Consider the following 23642-nt stretch of genomic DNA (forward strand, 5'->3'; position numbering starts at 1 on the left):
GCGGCCGGGTTCACAGCTTCCGGTTCCCCCGGGCGTGCGAGGATCGGTGGCGTGAAGGTCGTAGTTCTGGTCGGCGGCGTCGGCGGCGCCCGTTTCCTGCTCGGGGTGAAAGCAGCGCTCGGGCTGCCCGCGATCGGCGAGGCGGAGAGTTCCGAGCACGAGGTCACCGCGGTGGTCAACGTGGGCGACGACGTGTGGATGCACGGGTTGCGGGTCTGCCCCGACCTGGACACCTGCATGTACACCCTGGGTGACGGCATCGACAACGCCAAGGGGTGGGGCCGGGTCGACGAGACCTGGTCGGTCAAGGAGGAGCTCGCGGCCTACGGTGCCGAACCGTCCTGGTTCGGTCTGGGCGACCGCGACATCGCGACCCACCTGGTGCGCTCCCGGATGCTGCGCGCCGGCTACCCACTGACGGCGGTGACCGAGGCGCTGTGCGACCGCTGGCGGCCCGGGGTGGCGCTGCTGCCGGTGACCGACGACCGGGTCGAGACGCACGTGGCGATCGACGACCCGGAGTCCCGGGAGAGCCGCGCGGTCCACTTCCAGGAGTGGTGGGTGCGCTACCGGGCGGAGCCGAAGGCGCACGCGATCGTGCCGGTCGGCGCCGACGAGGCCAAGCCGACCCCCGACGTGCTGGCCGCGATCGCGCAGGCCGACGTGGTGCTGCTGGCACCGTCGAACCCGGTGGTGAGCATCGGGACGCTGCTGGCCGTGCCCGGTTTCCGGGACGCGCTGCGCGAGACGCGGGCCGGTGTCGTGGGCCTGTCGCCGATCATCGGCGGCAAGCCGCTGCGCGGGATGGCCGACGCCTGCCTGAGCGCGATCGGCGTGGAGACCTCCGCGGAGGCGGTCGGCCGCCACTACGGAGCGCGCGGCGACGGGGGTGTCCTGGACGGCTGGCTGGTGCACAGCGAGGACACCGCCGACGTCCCGGGCGTGCAGGTGCGGTCGGTGCCGCTGCTGATGTCCGATGTGGACGCCACCGCGGCCATGGCGCAGGCGGCGTTCGACCTGGCTTCGGAGGCGGCGGGATGAACCTCGAGGACCACGCTGCCGCCGGTGGGCTCCAGCTGTTCGCGGTGTCCGGCCTGCCCGAGTTCGTCGAGGGCGACGACCTGGCGGCGTCGATCACGGCGGCGACTCCCTGGTTGAGCGACGGGGACGTCCTGGTCGTCACCAGCAAGATCGTGTCCAAGGTCGAGGGCCGGATGGTCACCGCGCCCGAGGACCCCGAGCAGCGGGACGCGCTGCGCCGCGAGCTCGTGCTCTCGGAAGCCACCTCGATCTTGGCCCGCAAGGGCCGCACGCTCATCACGCAGAACAAGCTCGGCATCGTGCAGGCCGCCTCCGGGGTGGACGCCTCGAACGTCGCCCAGGACCAGATCGCGCTGCTGCCGGAGGATCCGGACGCCTCGGCCCGGCGGCTGCGGGACGGCATCGCCGAGCGGCTGGGCGTGCGGGTCGCCGTCGTCGTGACCGACACGATGGGCCGCGCCTGGCGGATCGGGCAGACCGACACGGCCATCGGTTGCGCCGGGTTACCGGTGCTGCACCGCTACGCGGGCAGCACGGACGGGCAGGGCAACGAGCTCGCGGTGACCGAGGTCGCCGTCGCCGACGAGATCGCCGGTGCGGCGGACCTGGTCAAGGGCAAGCTCGGTGGCATCCCGGTCGCCGTGGTGCGCGGGTTGACCACCGTCGACGACGGGTCGACGGCGCGCGACCTCGCCCGCCCGGTCGAGGAGGACCTGTTCCACCTGGGCACCGCGGAAGCGATCGCGCAGGGCCGCCGGGAGGCGGTGCTGCTGCGCCGCTCGGTGCGGGAGTTCGCCGACACCCCGGTCGACGAGGAAGCGGTGCGGCGCGCGGTCGGCGCGGCCCTGACGGCCCCGGCCCCGCACCACACCCGGCCGGTGCGGTTCGTGTGGCTGCGCGACCGCGCGCTGCGGACCAAGCTGCTCGACGCGATGCGCACCGCGTGGCTCGAGGACCTGCGCGGCGACGGGCTGTCCGAGCAGGCCGCGCAGCGCCGCGTCACCCGGGGCGACCTGCTCTACGCCGCGCCCGAGCTGGTGCTGCCGTTCCTGGTGCGCGACGGCGCCCACGACTACCCGGACGCGGCCCGGTCGGACGCGGAGCGGCAGATGTTCACCGTCGCCGGCGGGGCCGCGGTGCAGGGGCTGCTCGTGTCGCTGGCGTCGGAGGAGCTCGGCTCGTGCTGGGTGTCCTCGACGCTGTTCTGCCCGGAAGTGGTCCGCTCGGCCCTGGACCTGCCGCACGACTGGGAACCCCTCGGCGCCGTGGCGGTCGGCCACCCGGCCACCCCAGCCGACGAGCCGCGGCCGCCGCGCGACCTCGACGACGGATTGGTGGAGCTGTGAGCGGACCGCACTCCGACGCGACCCGCGTGCTGACCGAGTGGCGTCCCGCCGACCCGCAGCAGGAGGCGCTGCGCCAGGCGTTCCTCGCGCTGCTCGACGCTCGCGAGGACGCATGTCTGCGCGCCTGCGAACCGGGCCACATCACCGCCTCGGCGGTGCTGCTGGACGCCGCGGGTGACAACGTGCTGCTCACCCTGCACCCCCGCGTGGGCCGGTGGCTGCAGCTGGGCGGGCACTGCGAGCCCGAGGACGACACGCTCGCGGGGGCCGCGTTGCGCGAGGCCACCGAGGAGTCGGGGATGACGGGGCTGGTGGTGGACCCGGAGCCGGTGCACCTCGACGTGCACCCGATCACCTGCTCGCTGGGCAAGCCCACCCGCCACTTCGACGTCCGCTACGTGGTGCGCGCCCCGGCCGGCGCCGAACCCGCGCGCAGCGACGAGTCCCTCGACCTCCGCTGGTGGCCGCTGGTCACTCCTCCGGAAGGCACCGACCTGGTACCGCTGCTCACCGCGGCGACGTCGAGCTGAGCCGGCGCCCGCCGCTCAGATGGCCCGGAAGTCGCGCACCGGCAGGCGCGGGGCGTAGCGGGGCCGGCGCACGCCCGCCGCTACGAGGTAGCGGACGGCCCGGTGGCGGTGGCCCTCGTACGGGCTGAGGACGTCGAGCATGCCCTCGTCGTCGAGCGGGTGCCCGACCAGAGCGGTCCCGACGATCGTGGGCAGGTGGAAGTCGCCGACGCTGACCGCGTCGGGGTCGCCCCACGCACGTTGCGCGACCTCGGCCGCCGTCCAGGGGCCGATGCCGGGGATCTTCTGCAGCAGGTCGCGACCCGCCTCACCGCGGAGGGCGACCGCCTTCTCCAGGCTGCGCGCCGACGAGGCGGCGGCGAGCAGGGTGCGGCGGCGGGCGCCGTCGATGCCCGCGCGGTGCCACTCCCAGTCCCGGATCCGGCGGACCTGGTGCGGGTCGGGCACGGTCCACAGCTTCTCGACCGGACCCGGTGCCGGGTGCCCGAAGCGGCGGCACAGTTCCCGCCACGAGCGCCAGGCCTCGCGGTTGGTGACCTTCTGCTCCAGGACCGCGGCGACGAGGACGTCCCAGACCCTGCCCGAGGCGCACAGGCGCATGCCCGACGCGTTGCGCATCCCGCGCGTCACGACGTCGTGGGCCGACCGGAAGTCGCTGTCGTCGTCGGAGGCGCCCAGCAGGTCGGGAACACCCGCCAGCACCGCGTCGGCGCCCGGCCCCCAAGCCGAGGCGCGCACGGTTCCCGGGCGCACCCGGCGCAGGCGCAAGGTCGCCGGGCCGTGGGCCGTGGTGCTCGCCCACCACAGCTCACCCTGCTCGACGCGGGTGGTGGGGTCACCGTTACCGCGCCGCAGCGGGGACAGGACCTGCAGCAGGTCGAGGGGGTGGTCGTGGTGCCAGTCACGAGTGAGGGGTTCGTCCATAGCGCTCAATCCGCCGTGAACCGTACTCCTCCCGGTGGCAGCTCGACGCCGGGCCAGACCCGGAGGCCCTCGAGCAGTTCGCACCCGGCACCGACCGTCGCTCCGTCGCCGACCACCGCGTCGCGCAGCACGGCACCGGCTCCCACCCGAGCACCGGTTCCCACCACGCTGCGCTCGACGACCGCGCCGTCCTCGACCACCGCGCCGTCGAAGAGCACCGAGCCGCTGACCTGCGCGCCGGAACCGACCTGGCAGCGCGCTCCGACGGTGCTGCCGGAGTCGACCACCGCGTCCTCGGCGACGCGCGCACCGGTGAGCACCAGGGCACGCCCGGTGCTGCCGGGCAGCGCGTCGGAGGGGGCGTTGCCCAGCACGAGGTCCGCGCTGCCGCGCACGAACGCGGCGGGGGTTCCCATGTCCAGCCAGTACGACGAGTCGACGTGCCCTTGCACGCGGGCGCCGGCCGCGAGCAGCCCGGGGAACGTCTCCCGCTCGACCGACACCGGCCGACCAGCGGGGATGTCCTCGATCACCGCCCGGCGGAAGACGTAGCAGCCGGCGTTGATCTGGTCGACCGGCGGGGTGTCGGTCTTCTCCAGGAAGTCGGTGACCCGCCCTTCGGCGTCGGTGGGCACGCAGCCGAACCGGCGCGGGTCGTCGACCTTGACCAGGTGCAGCGTGACGTCGGCCGCCGTGCTGCGGTGGGTGTCGAGCAGGTCGGTGAGGTTGACGCCGGAGAGGATGTCGCCGTTGAACACCAGCACGTCCTCGGCGCTGAGCTTGTCCGAGACGTTGCGGATCGCACCGGCGGTGTCCAGCGGTTCGGACTCCACGACGTACTCGATGTGCAGGCCGAGGTCGGAGCCGTCACCGAAGTGCTGCTCGAAGACCTCGGCCTTGTAGGAGGTGCCGAGCACCACGTGCTCGATGCCGATCGCGCGGATGCGGGACAGCAGGTGGGCCAGGAAAGGCACCCCGGCGGTGGGCAACATCGGTTTCGGCGCGGACAGGGTCAGAGGCCGGAGCCGGACCCCCTGACCGCCCACCAGCACGACCGCCTCCGCCTGCGGGCGCGGCTCGGCCGGGGTCTGCGCATCCGCGGACATCGGCGTCGTCCTCCTCTACCTGACCTAGATCGATGACGAAAACCCATTGGGGGGAATACTCTGGCAGTGGCACCGGCATAATGACATCGGGCCCGTGCCCGACGGCCGTGCCCGGTCCCACACCACACCCGGTGCGCAGCCGGGTTTGGCACCACCGACTGCGAACGACTGAGAGGGCATCCACATGGACCCGCGCCTCCGAGCCGACGAAGCACTTGCTCGCGCGCGGGCACGCGGCGCGTTCGTCGTCACACCGGACAACGCCACGTCGCCGATGGATGCGGCGAACACCGTGCGGATCCCGCGCGAGATCGTCGACAGCGTGGTCGCCGACACGGACACGAACATGCTTCCCACGGCCGGTCAGACGATGCAGCAGCAGCCCCAGTTCCCGACCACCGACTCGAACCTGGGGTGGCCGACCGAGGACTACGGGCAGTCGCAGCAGGGAATGCCTCCCAACCCGTACCAGTCGCAGCGCGCTCCGCACGAGTTCGGGCCGCTCGGCTCGCACCCGGGGCAGCCGCAGTACCCGCAGCAGTACTGAGCGTCAGCGCGCCTGGACCTTGGCGCGCGCCGCGAGCCCGACCTTCAGCGCGAGGCGCAGCGGCGCCCACTTGGGGCCCTGGTAGCGGTCGGCCAGGTAGCGGTAGGCGGAGCGGTGGTGCTCGGCGAGCATCCGCTTGCTCACCTTGGAGGTCGAGGCGCCGCCGATGTGCATGACCTCGGCGCTGGGCACGTAGACGTTGAGCCAGCCCTTCTTGCCCAGCCGGTCACCGAGGTCGACGTCCTCGAAGTACATGAAGTAGCGCGGGTCGAACCCGTCGACGGAGTCGAAGGCCTCGCGCCGCAGCAGCAGGCAGGACCCCGACAACCAGCCCGCGGTGCGCTCGCTGCGGCCCGCCTCGGACTGCCGGTAGGCGCGCGACCAGGGGTTGCCGGGCCAGACCTTGACGAACAGGGCGTGGCCGACGCCACGCCCGATCGAGGGCAGCAGCCGTGCCGAGGGGTAGACCTCGCCGCCGGGTTCGGTGATCAGCGGTCCGAAGGCCCCACCGCGCGGCCAGCGCCCGGCCGCCGCGATCAGCTCGTCGAGACTGCCCGCGCCCCACTCCAGGTCCGGGTTGGCGATGACCACCCACCCGTGCTCGGGACCGAGCGCGGCGACTCCGCGGTTGGCCCCTCCCCCGTAACCGAGGTTGCCGCCGGTGGGCACGAGTTCGACGTGGTCGTGCTGCTGCGCCGCCCGCTGCGGCGCGCCGTCCTGCGACCCGTTGTCGGCGAGGATCACGCGGACCGGGCGCTCGGTGGCCTTGTCGAGCGTGTCGAGGAAGCGCTGCAGCGTCTCGCCGGGCGAGTAGGTCACGGTGACGACGGCGAGCTCGTCGCCGTAGGTGCGCGGGTTGGTCACGCCACGACATTCTGCTGCAGCGCGGTCACCGTCGGGTCAGCGGGTGCGGGCGTGGTGGGCGCGCGCGTAGGCCTCGCGGTGCTGGGTCGCGCAGGCGCCCCAGGTGAACCCCTTGGCCCGCAGTTGCGCGGCGGCGGCCAGGGCTGAGCGGCGGGCCGGGTCGTCGAGGAGTTCCCGCACCCCGGCGGCGATGTCGGTGGGCCGCACGCCGCAGTAGGCGACGGCGTCGCCGCCGACCTCGGGCAGGCTCAACCGGCGTGTGGTGAGCACCGGCGCTCCGCAGGCCATGGCTTCCAGCACGGGCAGCCCGAAGCCCTCGCCGAGGCTGGGGTAGGCGACCAGCCGCGCGCCGCCGAGGAACCCGGCGAGCTGGTCGAACGGCAGGTAGCCGGCCCGGATCACGCGGATCCGGTGCGGCACCGATTCCAGCGCGCGCTCAACCCGGGTGTCCCAACCGGGTTGCCCCGCGAGCACGAGGGCCGGTAACTCCGCGCGCTTGCCCTGGCAGGCGTGGGTGAAACCGCGGATGAGCGCGGGAACGTTCTTGCGCGGTTCAAGAGCGCCGAGGAAGGCGACGTAGGGCTCGTCGAAGAGGTTCAGGCGGTCCCGGACGCCCTGGACCTCCTCGGGCGTCGGCGGGTGGAAGCGGTCCGGGTCGACGCCGTGGTAGCTGACAGCCAGCCGGTTGCGGTCGGCTCCGGCGGTGCGCGCGAGCTCGGCAGCGGTGGCTTGGCTGGGCACCACGCAGATCTCGGCGCGCCGCAACGCCGCTCGCGTCCAGGCGCGGAAGAAGCGGGCCTTGACCCGGGAGTGCACGCGGCGGTTGGTGAAGAAGGTGGCGTCGTGCAGGGTCACCACGGACGCGGCCGGGTTGCCCAGTGGCGTCGTGTAGTGCGGCGAGTGCAGGACGTCAGCACCGAGCCTCTTGACCAGCACCGGCAACGTCGTCTGCTCCCACGTCAACCGCGCGGTCCGGGTCGCGACCGCTTCCGCGGCGGGGAGGACCTGCGAGTTCGGCGCGAGGGTGGAGTACAGCGCGGCGTCCCGCGGTTGGCACGCCACGGTGATCCGCGCACCGTCCGAGTCCAGCGCCGCGAGCAGGGAATCGACGTACCGTCCGACGCCGCCTCGATCCGCGGGCACCGCGGTGGCGTCGACGAGTACGTGCGGTTCGCCTCTGTGCACCAGGAAAGAGTACGGCGAACGTTCCCACTTCCGTGTCGAGTACGCGAAATTCGTGCAGCGTCACCTCACCGCTGTGAGCGGGGGGAACTTCACGATCCTCCGGGCGCCGGCTCGGTCAGGCGAGGTCGAGGTGGATCCGCCAGATGTCGCGGGCGGACCGTTCCCACGAGAAGTGCGCGGCACGGCGGGTTCCGGCCGAGGCGAGCTGGGAGCGGTGCTGCGGGTCGTCGACGACGCGGCGGAGCGCGGCGGCCAGGGCTGGCGGGTCGGCTCGGGGGACCTGTTCGCCCGCGCCAGCCGCGACTTCGACCAAGGCCGGTGCGTCGGAGTGGACGACCGGGACGCCGAGGGCCATGGCTTCCAGCAGCGGGAGGCCGAACCCCTCGGCGAGGCTCGGGGCGACCAGGGCGGTGGCTCCGCGCATCAGCGCCGCCAGGCCGGAGTCGGCGACGTCGGTGAGCACGCGGAGGTGGCGGTAGCCGTGGTCGGCGGCGAGCGCGGGCAGGTCGAGGTCGCCCCACCCGGGCCGGCCCACGACCAGCAGCGGGATGTCGGGAGCGTGCGGTTCGGCGAGGGCGCGGACCAGGTGCTCGTAGCCCTTGCGGGGTTCGACGGTGCCCACGGCGAGCAGGTACCGGTCCGGGACGTCGAGGTGCACAGCGGATCCGGGCTCGTCCAGCAGGTCCGGGCTCACGCCTTCGGGAACCACGTGGGGCCGGGTGTCGAGCGGGATCCGGCCGGCGAGGTCGTCGGCGACGGCCCGGGTCGGCACGACCAGCGCGTCCGCGTGGCGGGCCGCTCGGGTGATCATGCGCCGGTGCCAGGACACCCCGCGCGGGGTGAGGGTTTCCGGATGGCTCCAGGGGACCGTGTCGTGCACGGTGACGACGAGGCCGCGTCCGCGCCGGCGCGGGGGTGCGAGCGGTGTCATCGCGTGCACCGCGTCACCGCCCGGCCACAGCGGGAGACCGAGCTCCCAGGCGGCGATCAGCGCGCGACGCGGCAGCGGCAGGACGCGAGGCCCCTCCACGCCTGGCACGCGCGCTCGCTCCGGGTCTCCGCTGCGGCTGATCGCGCTGGTCACCCTCCACCCGTCGGGTGCCGTGCCGGCCAGCGCGCGCAGCAGTTCCCGGGTGCAGCGGCCGGTGCCGCCGGGGACCGGGGCCAGCAACTGCTCGGCGATGGCAACCAGCTCGGGCACCCGACCAGCTTCGCACGCGCTGGACCGCTGCGGAGCGCGTGCCACTAGGTTCCTCCTCGTGACATCAGACGGGGTGCGCACCACGGTCATCGTGATCACCTGGCGCGGCCGCGCCCACATCGACGCCTGCCTGGACGCGCTCGCCGCCCAGACGCGTCCACATCGGACACTCGTGGTGGACAACGCCTCCGACGACGGCACCGCCGAGCTGCTCGTCGCGCACCCCGGGGTCGGGGTGCTGCGCCTGCCGCGCAACCGCGGCTACGCGGGCGGCTTGGCCGCGGCGCTGCCGCACGTGACGACGCCCTTCGTGGCCTGGCTCAACGACGACGCCGCCCCTGCTCCGGACTGGCTCGAGGTGGCGGAAGGGAACCTCGCGCGCAACCCGAACGCCGCTGCGGCCACGTCCGTGCTGCGCACCCCGGACGGTGACGTGCAGTCGACCGGCGTGCGGTTGACCGTCGACGGGCACGGCGCCGACGCGACCGGCAACGGCGCGGTCTTCGGGTTCTGCGGCGGGGCTGCGCTGCTGCGCACCGATGTCCTGCGCGAGGTGGGAGGCGTTCCTGCGGAGTTCTTCTGCTACTACGAGGACACCGACACCGCGTGGCGGCTGCGGCTGGCCGGGTTCGACGTGGTGCGCACCGAGGCGACCGCCACGCACCTGCACGGAGCCAGCACGCGACCGGGGTCGGCACTCTTCCACCGCTGGAACGAGAGGAACCGCGTGATCACGCTGCTGCGCTGCGCCCCGGCGGGCGTGGCGGTGCGCGAGCTCGCGAGGTTCGCGGCCCTCACCGCACTGCTGCCGTGGCGGGACCTGCCCGACCGGCCGCCGAACCTGCGAGCCGTCCTGCGGCTGCGGGTGCTGGTGGAGGTCGCCTTCCGCCTCCCCGCTGCGCTACGGGCCCGCCGACTGGTCAGGCGAGCGGCGACCGTTCCCCGCCGCGCGGTGTGGGAAGCCTGGGCGGGCCGCTGATCCGGACGGCAGGGCCGCTCGGCCGGCCGAGCGCCGCTGCGCTGTTCCACTGAGAGCGACCACGCCCTCACGCCGAGTTCTGGTGCGGCCCCCAGGAGCTACGCCGAGAAGGCTTGCGAGCCAGGACAGCGTCCGAAGGGCGCTGGACGACCGAATTGACCGAACACCCGGGCGGCGCGAGTTCGACATGGTGCAGGCTTGGGGCGTGGTCGAAGCGAACCTGCCCGTCGTCTCCGTGATCGTCGTCAACTACCGCGGCGCGGACGACACCATCACCTGCCTGCGCGCGGTGCACGACGAACTGGACTACCCGGCGGACAAGCTGGAGGTGCTCTGCGTCGACAACGCCTCCGGTGACGGTTCGGCCCACCGCATCCGGGAGGCCGTGCCCGAGGCGCGGCTCATCGCATCCCCGAGCAACACCGGGTTCGCCGGGGGCTGCAACCTGGCTGCGCGCGAGGCCTCCGGGCAGGTCCTGGCGTTCCTCAACAACGACGCCCGCCCGGACCGCAGCTGGGTGCGCGCGGCGGTCGAGGCGCTGCGGACCGAACCGACCGTCGGCGCGGTCGCCAGCAAGGTGCTGGACTGGGACGGTCGGCGCATCGACTTCGTCGACGGCGGCCTCACCTGGTTCGGCATGGGCTACAAGCGGCACGCCGGTGAGCTCGACGACGGCTCGCACGACGCCGCCCGCGACGTGCTGTTCGGGACCGGGTCGGCGTTGTTCGTGCGCGCGGAGTTGTTCGCCGCCCTCGACGGGTTCGACGAGCGCTTCTTCATGTTCTACGAGGACGTGGACCTGGGCTGGCGGCTCAACCTGCGCGGCTGGCGGGTCCGCTACGAGCCGAGGTCGCTGACCTTCCACCGCCACCACGCCTCGATGGCCGAGGTCTCCTCGTCCCGCGAGCACTACCTGCTGGAGCGCAACGCGCTGGCCGCGCTGTACAAGAACGTCTCCGACGAGACCCTCGCCCAGGCGCTCCCGGCGGCGATGGCGCTGGCGGTGCGGCGGGCCACCGCACGCGGGGAGATCGACCCGACGCAGCTGGAGATCACCCGGCGCGGCGAGACCGAGGACGACTCGCCGGTGCCGATCGACCGCTCCGCGCTGGCGGGGATGCTGGCCCTCGACCAGTTCGTGGAACTGCTGCCGTCGCTGAAGGTCTCCCGCGAGCTAGAGCAGCAGGCGCGGGTGCGCAGCGACGCCGACCTGCTGCCGCTGATGCGCAAGGCGATGGAGCCCGCCTACCCGCTGCCGCGCTACCTGGCCGCGCACGACGCGCTGGTGGAGGCCTTCGAGCTGGACGAGGTGTTCGGGCGTCCGCGCACGATCGTCGTCATCACCGGGGACGCGATCACCGAGCGGATGGCGGGCCCGGCGATCCGCGCCTGGCACATGGCCGAGGTGCTGGCCGCCGAGCACACCGTCCGGCTGGTCAGCGTCAACGCCCGGGTGAACCCGCCGGAATCGGACTTCGAGGTGATCGCGGCCAAGCCGCGCGAGCTGGCCGAGCACGTCGAGTGGGCCGACATCGTGGTGCTGCAAGGGCACGTGCTGGAGATGGTGCCCGCGCTCAAGCGCGTCGACTCCACCAAGATCGTGGTCTGCGACGTCTACGACCCGATGCACCTGGAACTGCTGGAGCAGGGCCGGGAGACCGACGACGAACGCCGAGCCGCCGACCTCACCGGGGTCACGAAGGTGCTCAACACCCAATTGGAGCGCGGCGACTTCTTCCTGTGCGCGTCGGAGCGCCAGCGGCACTTCTGGCTCGGCCACCTCGCCTCGCTGGGCCGGCTGACGCCCGGCCTCTACGACAACGACCCGACGGTGCGCTCCCTGCTGTCGGTGGTGCCGTTCGGGCTGCCGTCGGTGGCGCCGCGCCGCACGGCCCCCGCGATCAAGGGCACGCGGCCGGGCATTTCGGCCGACGACAAGGTCGTCCTGTGGGCGGGTGGCGTCTACAGCTGGTTCGACCCGCTGACGCTGCTGCACGCGGTGGACCGGCTCTCGCAGCGGCGCAGCGACGTGCGGTTGTTCTTCCTCGGCATGAAGCACCCCAACCCGGACGTGCCCGAGATGGGCATGGCCGGGCGGACGCGGTCGCTGGCGCAGCGGCTGGGGCTCACCGACAAGTTCGTGTTCTTCAACGAGACGTGGGTGCCCTACCAGGAGCGGCAGAACTTCCTGCTGGACGCCGACTGCGGGGTCACCACGCACTTCGAGCACGTGGAGACCACCTTCGCGTTCCGCACCCGGGTGCTGGACTACCTGTGGTCGGGGCTGCCGGTGATCACCACTGACGGCGACTCCTTCGCGGACCTCGTGCGCAGTGAGGGCATCGGCGTGGTGGTGCCCGCCGAGGACCCGGAGGCACTGGCGGACGCGTTGGAGAAGGTCCTCTACGACGGGGAGTTCGCCGCCGAGTGCCGCCGCCGGATCGGGCCGGTGCGGGAGCGGTTCACCTGGGAGTCGGTGCTGGCACCGCTGACCGCGTTCTGCCGCGACCCGCGCCCGGCCGCCGACCGGCTCACCGCCGCCGCGCCACTGGTGCGCAGCGCCCGCCCGAGCAGGATCGAGGCGGCGCGCCGGGACCTGGGACTGCTGCGGGAGTACCTCGACGCCGGTGGTCCCGCCGAGGTCGCCAAGCGGGCGGCCGGCCGCGTTCGGCGCCTCGCCGGGGAACGGCTCCGTGGCCGCTGACCTGCGCGTCCTCCTGGACGCCACCCCACTGCTGGGGCCGCGCACCGGGATCGGCCGCTACACCGCGTCCCTGGTCGCGGCCCTGGCGTCCGAAGTGGACACCCGGTTGATCGGCTTCAGCACCCGCGGGTGGCGGCGGTTGCGCACCCGCGCACCGGCCGGGACGCACGTGGTGGGGCCGCCGATCCCGGCTCGCGCTCTGCGCGCGTTGTGGCGCGGCGGGAGCTTCCCGCCGGTGGAGATGCTGTCCGGACCTGTCGAGGTGGTGCACGGAACCAACTTCGTGCTGCCACCGTCGCGACGCGCGGTGGGCGTGGTGACCATCCACGACCTGGCTTTCCTGGACGACCCGTCGCTGGCCGACGCAGACCTGCCCGAGCTGGTGCGGCTCTCAGCGCAGCGGGCCCGGGTGGTGTGCACCCCGACGGCGGCGGTGGCCGACCAGGTCGCCGAGCGCCTCGACGTCGCGCCGGAGCGGCTCGCCGTGACGCCGCTGGGCCTGGACCCGGAGTGGTTCACCGCGGAGCCGGTCAAGGACCGGCGGTTGCCGCCGGAGTACCTGCTGTTCGTGGGCGCGGAGGGGCCGCGCAAGGGCCTCGACGTGCTGCGCTCGGCGCTCGCACCGGAGCTGCCGCCGCTGGTCATCGCGGGCCCGGGCACCGCGGGCGAGGACGACGGCGTGGTCCGCACCGGCTACCTCTCCGACGCGCGGCTGCGCGCTGTGGTGGCGGGCGCCAGCGCGCTGGTGCTGCCCTCGCGCGACGAGGGGTTCGGCCTGCCGGTGCTGGAGGGCCTGGCCTGCGGCGTTCCCGTGGTGTGCTCGGACCTCCCCGCGCTGCGGGAGGTTTCGGCCGGGCACGCGCTCCTCGCGCCCGTCCAGGACCCGGCCGCGCTGCGCGACGCGCTGCGCCAAGCCCTGACGGCACCACCGGAACCCCAGGCCGGACGCGCGCACGCCGAGTCCTTCACGTGGCACCGCTGCGCGAGCCGCACCCACGCCGCCTACCTCCGCGCCACCGCGTAGGACGAGCTCGTGCCCGCCCCCGACGACGCGAAGCTCCCGGCGTGACCTCCCGCATCCTCGGAAGCGCGCGGGTGCTGTGGTGGTCAGGCGTGGTGGCGGAAGGCTTCGGGGTGGGTGGCGAAGGCTTCGCGCAGCGCGTCGCGCCAAGGGCGCAACGGAGTCAACCCCGCCTCGCGCCACGCGTTCTCGGACAGAACCGAGTAGGCCGGGCGCGGGGTCTTGGTGGGGTACTCGGCGCTGCTGCAGGGCTTGACCCGCTTCGGGTCGAGGCCCAGCTCGTCGAAGATCGCGCGGGCGAACTCGAACCAGCTGGTGCTGCCGGTGTTGGTGCAGTGCAGGACCCGCTGCTCCGGGCCGTCACCGGCGGCGGCGTGGCCGGCCAGCTCGAGCAGGCCGGCGGCCAGGTCGGCGGCCCAGGTGGGCGAGCCGATCTGGTCGTCCACGACGGACAGCTCGTCGCGCTGGGCGGCGAGCCGGGCCATCGTCTTGACGAAGTTGCCGCCGTGCGCGCCGTAGACCCAGGCGGTGCGCACGACCCACGCGTGCGCACCGGACTCCAGCACCGCCTGCTCGCCTTCGAGCTTGGTGCGGCCGTAGACGGTGCGCGGGCCGGTGGTGTCGGTGGGCTCGTACGGCCGGTCGGCGTCGCCGGGGAAGACGTAGTCGGTGGAGACGTGCAGCAGCGGCAAGCCGCCTTCGCGGCACGCCTCGGCGAGCACAGCGGCACCCGTGACGTTGACCCGCTCGGCGCTCTCCGGGTCGGATTCGGCCGCGTCGACGGCGGTGCACGCCGCGGTGTTGATCACGACGGGACGCATCTCGGCGTCGCTCGCCGCTTCAGCGAGGGCCTCGACCGCGTCGCGCACGGCCTCGGTCTCGGTGATGTCGAGCTCCGCCGACCCCGGCGCGTGGACGAGGCTTCCGCGCCGGGCGCCGAGGATCGCCGCCAGCTCGGAGCCGACCTGGCCCTTGCCGCCGGGCACGAGCGCAGCCAGCCGGGTCACCGGGCCACCGCCGCGCGCTGCTTCAGCGGCTCCCACCAGGACCGGTTCTCCCGGTACCAGGCGATGGTGTCGCGCAGGCCGGTCTCGAAGTCCACCTGCGGCGCGTAGCCGAGCTGCTCGGTGATCTTGGTGTGGTCGACGGAGTAGCGGCGGTCGTGGCCCATGCGGTCGGGGACCTGCTCGACCATCGAGTCGTCGAGGCCGAACTCGGCCAGCAGCCGCTCGGTGAGCTCCTTGTTGGTCAGCTCGGTGCCGCCGCCGATGTTGTAGATCTCGCCGGGCTTGCCGGACTCGGCGACGAGCTGGATGCCGCGGCAGTGGTCGTCGACGTGCAGCCAGTCGCGCACGTTCATGCCGTCGCCGTAGAGCGGGACCGTCCGACCGTCCATCAGGTTCGTGATGAACAGCGGCAGCACCTTCTCCGGGAACTGGTACGGGCCGTAGTTGTTCGAGCACCGCGTGATGCACACCGGAAGGCCGTGCGTGCGGTGGTAGGCCCGCGCGATCAGGTCGGATCCGGCCTTCGCCGCCGAGTACGGCGAGTTGGGTTCGAGAAGATGATCTTCCGGCCACGAACCGGTATCGATCGTCCCGTAGACCTCGTCGGTCGAGACGTGGACGAACTTGCCGACTCCGGCCTCCAGCGCGGCCTGCAGCAGGGCGTTGGTGCCCACGACGTTGGTCACCACGAAGGCGTCCGAGCCGGTGATGGAGCGGTCCACGTGCGTCTCAGCGGCGAAGTGCACCACGACGTCAACGCTGGTCATCACGTCGGCGAGCAGGTCCCGATCGCAGATGTCACCGCGCACGAACCGCAGCCGCGGGTCGTCGGCGACCTCAGCCAGGTTCGCCTCGTTGCCCGCGTAGGTGAGCTTGTCGAGCACGACCACCTCGGCGCCGCTGAACTCGGGATGTGCCCCGCCCAGCAGCTGCCTGACGTAGTGCGAGCCGATGAAACCGGCCCCACCGGTGACCAGAATCCGCATTCCGCCTCTTCCTCGTCCATCGCGGGCCGTAGGGGCACTGCCCGCGATGGGCAGTCTGACATGCGCCGATGCCCGCACGAACCCGCTCCCGCATTACGTACAGTGATACCGATGCTTCACCCTTATGAGTGAGGTCACCAGATTCCGAGGGACCCGTCATCGGTGGAGTCGATCACCGTTAGCCTGCACCAGGAAGTCGGGCAACATCACTCCTACAGGTGTAACGCTCGCCCCCGCAGCCCCCGAGGAGGAATCGCGTGGACGACCGGCCGAGGCGGCCCGGGAGCCCTGATGGGCGGCCCGGCCGAGGTGTTCCGCCCCGCGGATCGGGAGGCGGAGCAGCCCGCTCCGGCGCTGCGGCCGGACGGCCGCAGGGTGCCCGTCGCACCAGCGCTCCGAGGCCCGCGGGAGGTGGCGCCGCAGGCGCTCCGAAGAGTGCTCCGGTCGCTGCTCAGCGTAAGTCTTCGGCGAGGAACTCCGCTCAATCCGGTGATGCCGGCCTTCCCCCGGAAGACGTCTGGAGCCGGGGTGGGTTCTGGCAGCGCAAGGCCACCCGGAACGGTCTCCGCACGCTGACCGCCCTGCTGTCGGTGATCGTCCTGTGCGTGACCGGTTTCGCCTGGGCGATGTTCCGCCCCGGTGCCGGCGGCACCGGCACCGCCGACGTCATCGGCAGCGGCTTCAGCGCCCCCGACGGCGCGACCGACATCCTGCTGATCGGCAACGACAGCCGCACCGACGCCCAGGGCAACCCGCTGCCCAAGCAGGTCCTGGAAGAGCTGCGCACCACCCAGGAGGGCGGCGACCTCACCGACGCGATGATCCTGGTGCGCATCCCCAACGGCGGGCACAGCGCCAGCGCGATGTCCTTCCCGCGCGACACGATGGTCAAGAGCGACTACGGCAAGAGCAAGCACAAGCTCACCGAGACCATGAACCGCGGCAAGGACGCCGAACGCGCCAGGCTCCAGGAAGAAGGGGTCACCGATCCCAAGGAGCTCGACCAGAAGTCCCGGCTGGCGGGCAAGCAGGCGCTGCTGAAGACCATCGAGAAGTTGACCGGCGTCAGCATCGACCACTACGCCGAGGTCAACCTGCTCGGCTTCTACGAGATCACCAAGGCCGTCGGCGGCGTCGAGGTCTGCCTCAACGAAGCCACCAAGGACAGCTACTCCGGCGCCGACTTCAAGAAGGGCGTGCAGACGATCGAGGGCGCCGACGCGCTCGCCTTCGTCCGGCAGCGGCACGGGCTTCTCAACGAGCTCTCCCGCGGCAAGCGGCAGCAGGTGTTCATGTCCGCGCTGGCCCACCGGATCCTGTCCTCCGGCACGCTGGCCAACCCGCGCAAGCTCAGCGCGCTGATCGACGCGATCAACAAGTCCGTCACCCTGGACCCCGCCCTGGCCAACGACATCCTCGGCTTCGCCGAGCAGATGCAAGGCATCGCGGGCGGCAACGTGCAGTTCTACAGCGCGCCGGTGCACCTGGTCGGCGACTCCGGCGAAGAGGACGTGACCCTGAACATCGCCGAGAGCAAGCAGTTCGCGGCCGACCTGCTTCTGCCCCCGCAGCAGCGCGCGCAGAAGCTGGCGAGCATGAAGTCGCCGACGAAGATCACCACGAGCGTCTACAACGCCTCCGGCATCAGCGGTCTGGCCGCCAACGTGCTGGAAGAGCTGGCGAGCCAGGGCTTCCAGGAAGGCAGCAGCGCCAACGCGGAGACCCGCAGCTCCTCGGTGGTCTACTACGCCAACGGCGAGCAGGACGTCGGCAAGATGGTCGCCGAATCGCTCGGTGGCCTGCCCACGGAGGTCAGCCCCAACATCACCTCCGGCAGCGTCGAGGTCTACATCGGCAAGGACTACAAGGGCCCGGGCAAGCAGAACTTCACCGGTGCCCCCACGGTCCGCCTCGACGGCCTGAACAAGGCCGGGCCGCTGCGCACCCAGGCGGACTCGAGCAACACCCCGATCACCGCCGACGGAGTGCCCTGCATCGACTGATGCGCGTGGGAACCTTCCTGCCACTCGTGGCAGGAAGGTTCCCACGTCCCGTCGCGGTGAGGGCCCCGCTCCTCCCACTCCTCGCCGGCGCGCGGAGGACCGCGGCGTCCGCCGCAGCACCACGTTCCGCCGCTCCCGGCAGAGCGATCTTCCCCCTCTCGAGCAACCGGACTCACCGCCGCACGTCTCACGGAACGGAAAGCGGGTAGGAGCACCCGTTGCTGAAAACCCTTGGGGGACTCGACCATGCTCAAGCGAATCGGTACCGCGACCGCTCTGCTCGGTGGGACGTTGCTCATCACCGGGTGCAGCGGCCAGGCCGCGGCGCTGACCCACGCCGTCGGCACCGCACCGGCCGACGAGATCTCCGCGTCGCAGTGCGCGGCCACCGACTTCCGGATCGAGCTGCAGGCCCAGCCCGATCCGAGCCGGTACCTGCTGACCACGACCAACACGTCGGACCAGGCCTGCCGGCTCGGCGGCTGGGTGGCCCTGACGCCGAAGGACATGACCGACGAGCCGATCGAGCAGGTCCCCAGCACGAACGTCGAGGTGCCCGGCGCCCCCCAGGACCTCACGCTCGCACCGGGCCGGACCGCGTTCGCCGGGGTGCACGTCGAGCTGGGCGACAAGCAGGACTCTGACACCTACGTCACCAGCGGTGTCGACGCCAGCCCCACCGACATGAGCGGCTCGGTCAACGCGCCGGTCCGCGGATTGACCCCCGAACCGGTCACCGAGATCCCGCTCCGGGGCCTCCAGGTCGGCACCCTGCAGCCCTCGGCGCAGGGCGTGCTCTTCTGACCCTCCCGAGGACGCCGCGCGAAGCCCGCACCGACCCCTTCGCGGCGTTCCGCGGATCACAGTGGGAGGAAGGTTCCCCTCCTCCCGCCTCGCGCGTGATCCTCGGCAGCTAATGTGAAAGTCGGCGCACAACACGGGGGGAGGGCGTGGTGGACGAACCGGAACAGGGGCAGGAGCCACCCGGACCGGACGGCACCAGCGACCCACCACAGCGGTCCGCAGCGCGGATCGTCGGCAGGAGCGTCGTCGCGCTCGCCTCGGTGGCGGTGCTGGGTCTCAGCGCGGTCGGCTGGTTCGTCACCGACCGGCTCAGCGAGGTCAGCTCCGCGAAGGTCCTGGCCGAGGTGCCCGACGCGCCCCCTCCGGACGACGGCGCGACCGACGTGCTGCTGGTCGGCAGCGACAGCCGCACCGACGCGCAGGGCAACCCGCTCCCGCTGCGGGTGCTCAAGCAGCTGCGCACCGAAGCCACCGGCGGGCTCAACACGGACAGCCTGGTGCTCATCCGGGTCCCGCACAGCGGCGCTCCGCCCACCGCCGTCTCGATCCCGCGTGACACCTCCACGCCGGCCCCGTCGGGCCGCAACGAGAAGATCAACTCGGTGTACGGGCTCACCAAGCAGGCCACCTCCGACGAGCTGGAGGGCGAGGGGCTGCCCGCCGCCGAGGTCGAGCGCCGCGCGAAGGTCGCCGGTCAGCGGGCGCTGGTGCAGACGGTGCAGACGCTCACCGGCCTGCGCATCGACCACTACGCCGAGATCAACCTGCTCGGGTTCTTCGAGCTCACCGACGCCGTCGGCGGTGTCGAGGTGTGCTTGAACAGCGCGACCAGCGACAAGGACTCCGGCGCGGACTTCAGCGCCGGTCGGCAGACCGTCACCGGCGGCGACGCGCTGTCGTTCGTCCGCCAGCGGCACGGCCTGCCGCGCGGTGACCTGGACCGGATCGTGCGGCAACAGGTGTTCATGGCCGGTCTGGCCAACAAGGTCCTCTCCACCGGCACGCTCACCGACCCGGCGCGGGTCAACGAGCTCGTCGCCGCCACCCAGCGCACCGTGGAGCTCGACGAGGCCTGGGACCCGCTGGGTTTCGTGCAGCAGATGCAGCAGGTCGCCGCGGGCCGGGTCAGCTTCGTGACGATGCCGGTGCTCAGCGCGGGCGCGCGCGACGACCGGGGGCAGAGCATCGTGTCCATCGACCGGCAGGCGGTGCAGCGGTTCTTCGCCGGGCTGGCGGTCAACCCACCGGGGATGGCGCCGAAGCCGGGCCTGCGGTTGGACGGCACTGCCAAGCGGCAACCCATCACCTCCGACGGCGACGTCCCCTGCGTGAACTAGCCTGCCCGCATGAGCATCACCCAGGCCCTCCTCGGTCCGCTGCTGGCCACCGGCGCGCCCAAACCGCTGATCACCCACTACGACGACGCCACCGGCGCGCGCATCGAGCTCTCCCGAGCGACCACGGCGAACTGGGCGGCCAAGACGGCCAACTGGCTGGTGGACGAGATGGACCTGGAGCCGGCGACGCCGGTGCTGGTGTCGCTGCCGGCCCACTGGCAGACCGTCGGCGTGCTGCTGGGCGCCTGGTGGGCCGGTGCGCACGTGACCGACCGGGCTGACGGCGCGGAGGTCGCCTTCGTGCCGGCCACCGACCTCGCCCGCGGTGAGGGCGCGCACGCCGTGGCGGCCGTGGGGCTGGACCCGCTGGGCGCGCCGGTGCGCGACCTGCCGAGCGGTGCCGTCGACTACGTCTCGGACATCCGGGTGCACGGCGACGACTTCAGCCCGCTCACGCCGGTCGCCGGTGATGCCCCCGCACTGCTCGGGATGTCGGTCGACGAGGTCGTCGAGCGGGCCCGACGCCGGGCAGGCGAACTCGGCATCGGCCGCGACGACCGGGTCCTGTCCACCGTGGACTGGACACTGCCGGACGGTGTCGTGAACGGGTTGCTGGCGGTGCTCGCGGCGGAAGCGGCACTGGTGCACTGCAGCAACCTGGACCTCGACCGCCTGGACAAGCGGCGTGCCGACGAGCGCACGACGGTCGAGCTGGGGCTCTGAGAGGCCCCTCACACAGCGCCCGCGCCGGTGAGCTACCCGTGGGTAACATCGCTGCATGAGCGATGCCGAGTCCCTCTTCCGCGTCGAGGGTGACTTCTTCGTGCCGAACGAAGCGGCCGGGAACCCCTGGGGCGAGCTGACCGCCGGTGGGCCGGTCGCGGGACTGATCGCCCACGCCGTCGAGCAGGCCAACGACGACCCGGACCTGTTCGTCGCCCGGCTCACCGTGGACTTGATGCGCCCGGTGCCGCGCGTCCCGCTGACTGTCGACGTGCGCCCGCTGCGCACCGGCAAGCGGCTCCAGGTGGTGCAGGCGGGCCTGCACATCGACGGGAAGCTGCACACCAACGCCACCGCGCACCTGCTGCGGCGATCTGACCTCGACGGCTCGGGTCCTGACGCGGTGGTTCCCTTCGCGGGTCCCGAGGGGCTCGAGGACCGCACGCTGCTGCCGCCGGAACTGGAACTGCGCTGGGGCGTGCACGACCTGATGCAGGTCCGGTGGATCGCCGACCAGTCGGCCACCGGCACCAGCCGCGCGTGGATGCGGATGCCGCTGCCCCTGCTGGCGGGCGAACCCCTCAGCCCGCTGTCGCACGTCGCGATCCTCGCCGACGCGATCAGCGCGGCCAGCCCGGTCGGCGAGCTGTTCGGGCCGTGGATCAACACCGACGTCTCGCTCCACCTGCACCGCGAGATGCGCGGCGAATGGCTCGGCGTGGAGGTGCAGCGCGAGGTCCAACCCACCGGCATCGGCACCGCCCACGCCCTCCTCTACGACGCGGAAGGCCCCCTCGGCACGGCCCAGGAAGCGGTCATGGTGAACCAACTGGGCTGACCCGCGGGCACCCGGGTCGGCGCCTCGGTGGCGCCTCCGGGAGCGGGATCACCCCGGTGACCAGGCGACGGATCGCCGCGTTGTCCGCCCGTTCTCGCACGAGGCTCGAGGCCTGGAGCCCCTCTTCGAACTTCGCCCGAGGTTCGACGGCGCCCTGCACGGCCTGGTGACCTGAGGACCGGAGACCCCCCGTGATGACACGCCCGGAAACCGCGGTACTCCAGCCACTCACGGCCGCCCCACCGCCCACGGGCGGGGAGCGACCAGAGGTGCTGACCCGAGAGACGCGACCAGGCACCGAGGACCGCAGCGGTCCGACCTCTTCCGGCCCACACCGCTGCGAGGCGAGGGGACAACCCCACCACAGCACTCACCCGGGAAGACCCGGTGATCAGGTCCCGAAAGCTGGAGCGACCCGGCCCCCACGCAAGAACGACCCCGAACTTGTGGCGACGAGGCGCTGCACGCCGCCACGTACCTGGAAGATCCGGTGATCAGACCTCCGGAAACCGAGGTGCACCGGGCTTCCACGCGAGAACCGCGAAGCTAGGACGAGAAGCCGCGCCACCCGAGCACTCACCCTGAGGACACCGTGATCGAGCCACGAAAGAACTGCGCGACCTTCGAGCGGCGAGCGCCTGCACCTCCGCGATGCGGGCGATCAGGTCGCGCAAAGCTGCGGTGTTCCGACTGCCTGCTGAGCTGGCGGTGCTGTGCGGGGCCCGGTGAGGTCAGTCCCGGTGGGCTTGGGCCTGGAGGGCTGCGTGCTTGTCGTGGACCGTGGACTCGAGGTCCGCTTGGAACTGGGCCATGCGGGTGCGGAGGCGGTCACCGAGGTCGCCGGAGTCGGCTGCGAGGGTGCGGACCGCGAGCAGGCCCGCGTTGCGGGCACCGCCGACCGAGACCGTGGCGACCGGGACTCCGGCGGGCATCTGGACGATGGACAGCAGCGAGTCCATCCCGTCCAGGTGCTTCAGCGGGACCGGGACACCGATGACGGGCAGGACCGTGGCCGCGGCGACCATGCCCGGCAGGTGGGCGGCGCCGCCCGCGCCGGCGATGATCACGCGGATCCCGCGGTCGGCGGCTTCCCGCGCGTAGTCCAGCATCCGCTGCGGGGTGCGGTGAGCCGAGTAGACGCCGACCTCGTACGGCACCTCGAACTCGGTGAGGGCGTCACCGGCGGCCTGCATGACAGGCCAGTCGGAATCGCTGCCCATGATCACTCCGACGAGCGGCTGCTCACCCACGCCGAGCACCTCCTACGATCTCGAAACCTGCTGGACGTCAGTGGACCTCGTGGCCGTCGAGCCACGCGCCGGTGGACAGCCAGTGCGCGGCGAGCCGCGCCTGCTCGCGGACCTCGGCCATGTCGTCGCCGAGGACCGTGATGTGCCCGAGCTTGCGGCCCGGGCGTTCGCTCTTGCCGTAGAGGTGCACCTTGGCGTGCGGGTAGCGGGCGAACAGGTGGTGCAGCCGCTCGTCGACGCCCATCGCGGGCTCGACCTCGGCGCCCAGCAGGTTCGCCATCACCACGGCGGGCGCGGTGAGGTCGGTGCTGCCCAGCGGGTAGTCCAGCACCGAGCGCAGGTGCTGCTCGAACTGCGAGGTGCGGGAACCTTCGATGGTCCAGTGCCCGGAGTTGTGCGGGCGCATCGCCAGTTCGTTGATCACCAGACCCTCGTCGGTCTCGAACAGCTCGACGGCGAGCACGCCGGTCACCCCGAGCGATTCGGCGACGGTCAGGGCGATGTCCTGGGCCCGCTGGACCAGCTCGGGCGAGGCGTCCGGCGCCGGGGCCAGCACCTGCACGCAGATGCCGTCCTCCTGCACCGTCTCCACCAGCGGCCACACCGCTCCCTGGCCGAACGGCGAACGCGCCACCAGCGCGGCCAGCTCGCGGCGCAGCGGAACCCGCTGCTCAGCCAGCAGCGAGGCGCCGCCGTCCAGCAGCTCGGCGACGGTGCGCTCGGCGTCCTCGGCGGAGTCCAGCATCCACACGCCGCGGCCGTCGTAGCCGCCGCGCGCGGTCTTGAGCACGCACGGGAAGCCGTGCTCGGCACCGAACTTGAGCACGTCGTCGACCGAGGTGATCTCGGCGAAGGGCGGCACCGGCAGGTCCAGCTCGGCCAGCTTGCGGCGCATCACCAGCTTGTCCTGGGCGTGCAGCAGGGCGTCCGGACCCGGCTGGACCGACACCCCGGCGGCCTGGAGGGCACGCAGGTGGTCGCCGGGCACGTGCTCGTGGTCGAACGTGACCACGTCGCAGCCCTGGGCGAACGACTTCAGCGCCGCCAGGTCTTCGTGGTGGCCGAGCTCGACGTTGGTGGCCACGAGCGCGGCGGACTCGTCGCGGGAGTTCGCCAGCACCTTCAGCGACTGCCCGAGCGGGATGGCCGCCTGGTGGGTCATCCGGGCGAGCTGGCCACCGCCGATCATGCCGACGACTGGGGTTCCGGTGCGCTGGTCCACCCGCTCAGCCTAAGGCGGCGCGCG

21 protein-coding genes are annotated in these 23642 nt (G+C 72.4%); 12 read left to right on the forward strand and 9 right to left on the reverse strand.

The window, feature by feature from the left end:
• Positions 1-51: 51 nt before the first annotated feature.
• The 3 genes from cofD to EIL87_RS23900 are packed head-to-tail and all read left to right on the forward strand — an operon-like array spanning position 52 to position 2917.
• Positions 52-1041 carry a 2-phospho-L-lactate transferase gene (gene cofD / locus EIL87_RS23890; protein WP_125092834.1) on the forward strand — a complete coding sequence of 330 codons (990 nt, stop codon included), beginning with the start codon at positions 52-54 and terminating at the stop codon, positions 1039-1041.
• Entirely contained in the window at positions 1038-2387 is a 1350-nt protein-coding gene (locus EIL87_RS23895; RefSeq protein ID WP_125092835.1) for a coenzyme F420-0:L-glutamate ligase, read from the forward strand. The genes cofD and EIL87_RS23895 overlap by 4 nt, the downstream gene beginning before the upstream one ends.
• Positions 2384-2917: an NUDIX hydrolase gene (locus tag EIL87_RS23900; RefSeq protein ID WP_125092836.1), complete on the forward strand. Its 534-nt coding sequence runs from the start codon at positions 2384-2386 to the stop codon at positions 2915-2917. The genes EIL87_RS23895 and EIL87_RS23900 overlap by 4 nt, the downstream gene beginning before the upstream one ends.
• 15 nt (positions 2918-2932) lie before the next feature.
• Here the strand turns inward: EIL87_RS23900 and EIL87_RS23905 are convergent, their stop codons facing one another.
• Together EIL87_RS23905 and manB are read right to left on the reverse strand one after the other, a co-directional pair.
• Complete coding sequence (locus EIL87_RS23905) at positions 2933-3841, reverse strand: DNA-3-methyladenine glycosylase family protein (protein WP_125092837.1); 909 nt, start codon at positions 3839-3841, stop codon at positions 2933-2935.
• A gap of 5 nt (positions 3842-3846) precedes the next feature.
• Complete coding sequence (manB, locus tag EIL87_RS23910; RefSeq protein ID WP_125092838.1) at positions 3847-4947, reverse strand: mannose-1-phosphate guanylyltransferase; 1101 nt, start codon at positions 4945-4947, stop codon at positions 3847-3849.
• Between the two features lie 184 nt (positions 4948-5131).
• Between manB and EIL87_RS23915 the strand changes: the two genes are divergently transcribed.
• Entirely contained in the window at positions 5132-5494 is a 363-nt protein-coding gene (locus EIL87_RS23915) for a hypothetical protein (protein WP_125092839.1), read from the forward strand.
• A gap of 3 nt (positions 5495-5497) precedes the next feature.
• Here the strand turns inward: EIL87_RS23915 and EIL87_RS23920 are convergent, their stop codons facing one another.
• The 3 genes from EIL87_RS23920 to EIL87_RS23930 all read right to left on the reverse strand — a co-directional run bounded on the left by EIL87_RS23920 (position 5498) and on the right by EIL87_RS23930 (position 8744).
• Positions 5498-6358, reverse strand: coding sequence for a glycosyltransferase family 2 protein (locus tag EIL87_RS23920; RefSeq protein ID WP_125092840.1), 861 nt, complete (start codon positions 6356-6358; stop codon positions 5498-5500).
• Between the two features lie 36 nt (positions 6359-6394).
• On the reverse strand, positions 6395-7543 hold the full coding sequence (locus EIL87_RS23925; protein ID WP_125092841.1) for a glycosyltransferase family 4 protein: 1149 nt from the start codon (positions 7541-7543) through the stop codon (positions 6395-6397).
• 115 nt (positions 7544-7658) lie between these two features.
• Positions 7659-8744 carry a glycosyltransferase family 4 protein gene (locus EIL87_RS23930; RefSeq protein WP_199740592.1) on the reverse strand — a complete coding sequence of 362 codons (1086 nt, stop codon included), beginning with the start codon at positions 8742-8744 and terminating at the stop codon, positions 7659-7661.
• Between the two features lie 58 nt (positions 8745-8802).
• Between EIL87_RS23930 and EIL87_RS23935 the strand changes: the two genes are divergently transcribed.
• The 3 genes from EIL87_RS23935 (at position 8803) to EIL87_RS23945 (ending at position 13451) form a co-directional block, all read left to right on the forward strand.
• On the forward strand, positions 8803-9723 hold the full coding sequence (locus tag EIL87_RS23935) for a glycosyltransferase family 2 protein (RefSeq protein ID WP_233576535.1): 921 nt from the start codon (positions 8803-8805) through the stop codon (positions 9721-9723).
• A 187-nt stretch (positions 9724-9910) separates the two neighbouring features.
• Positions 9911-12427 (forward strand): glycosyltransferase, encoded by a 2517-nt coding sequence (locus EIL87_RS23940; protein WP_125092844.1) that lies wholly within the window; start codon positions 9911-9913, stop codon positions 12425-12427.
• Complete coding sequence (locus tag EIL87_RS23945) at positions 12417-13451, forward strand: glycosyltransferase family 4 protein (RefSeq protein WP_125092845.1); 1035 nt, start codon at positions 12417-12419, stop codon at positions 13449-13451. The genes EIL87_RS23940 and EIL87_RS23945 overlap by 11 nt, the downstream gene beginning before the upstream one ends.
• A gap of 83 nt (positions 13452-13534) precedes the next feature.
• On the opposite strand, the gene rfbD is transcribed toward EIL87_RS23945, so the two are convergent.
• Together rfbD and rfbB are read right to left on the reverse strand one after the other, a co-directional pair.
• Complete coding sequence (rfbD, locus tag EIL87_RS23950; RefSeq protein WP_125092846.1) at positions 13535-14455, reverse strand: dTDP-4-dehydrorhamnose reductase; 921 nt, start codon at positions 14453-14455, stop codon at positions 13535-13537.
• A complete protein-coding gene (rfbB, locus tag EIL87_RS23955) occupies positions 14452-15441 on the reverse strand; it encodes a dTDP-glucose 4,6-dehydratase (RefSeq protein ID WP_125092847.1) in 990 nt (329 codons plus the stop codon). The genes rfbD and rfbB overlap by 4 nt, the downstream gene beginning before the upstream one ends.
• Before the next feature lie 605 nt (positions 15442-16046).
• Between rfbB and EIL87_RS23960 the strand changes: the two genes are divergently transcribed.
• From EIL87_RS23960 to EIL87_RS23980, 5 genes are all read left to right on the forward strand, one after another.
• Positions 16047-17444, forward strand: coding sequence for an LCP family protein (locus tag EIL87_RS23960; RefSeq protein ID WP_233576539.1), 1398 nt, complete (start codon positions 16047-16049; stop codon positions 17442-17444).
• Positions 17445-17690: 246 nt separating this feature from the next.
• Positions 17691-18248, forward strand: coding sequence for a DUF4232 domain-containing protein (locus EIL87_RS23965; protein ID WP_125092848.1), 558 nt, complete (start codon positions 17691-17693; stop codon positions 18246-18248).
• A gap of 149 nt (positions 18249-18397) precedes the next feature.
• Positions 18398-19585, forward strand: a complete 1188-nt coding sequence (locus tag EIL87_RS23970) for an LCP family protein (RefSeq protein WP_233576541.1) — start codon at positions 18398-18400, stop codon at positions 19583-19585.
• A 9-nt stretch (positions 19586-19594) separates the two neighbouring features.
• A complete protein-coding gene (locus EIL87_RS23975) occupies positions 19595-20308 on the forward strand; it encodes a TIGR03089 family protein (RefSeq protein ID WP_125092850.1) in 714 nt (237 codons plus the stop codon).
• 55 nt (positions 20309-20363) lie between these two features.
• A complete protein-coding gene (locus tag EIL87_RS23980) occupies positions 20364-21146 on the forward strand; it encodes a thioesterase family protein (RefSeq protein WP_125092851.1) in 783 nt (260 codons plus the stop codon).
• Positions 21147-21877: 731 nt separating this feature from the next.
• On the opposite strand, the gene purE is transcribed toward EIL87_RS23980, so the two are convergent.
• Together purE and EIL87_RS23990 are read right to left on the reverse strand one after the other, a co-directional pair.
• Entirely contained in the window at positions 21878-22366 is a 489-nt protein-coding gene (purE, locus tag EIL87_RS23985) for a 5-(carboxyamino)imidazole ribonucleotide mutase (protein WP_125093324.1), read from the reverse strand.
• Between the two features lie 67 nt (positions 22367-22433).
• Positions 22434-23618: a 5-(carboxyamino)imidazole ribonucleotide synthase gene (locus EIL87_RS23990; RefSeq protein ID WP_125092852.1), complete on the reverse strand. Its 1185-nt coding sequence runs from the start codon at positions 23616-23618 to the stop codon at positions 22434-22436.
• Between the last annotated feature and the right edge of the window lie 24 nt (positions 23619-23642).

Origin of the sequence: Saccharopolyspora rhizosphaerae, assembly GCF_003931915.1 — a bacterium.
GTDB lineage: Bacteria > Actinomycetota > Actinomycetes > Mycobacteriales > Pseudonocardiaceae > Saccharopolyspora > Saccharopolyspora rhizosphaerae.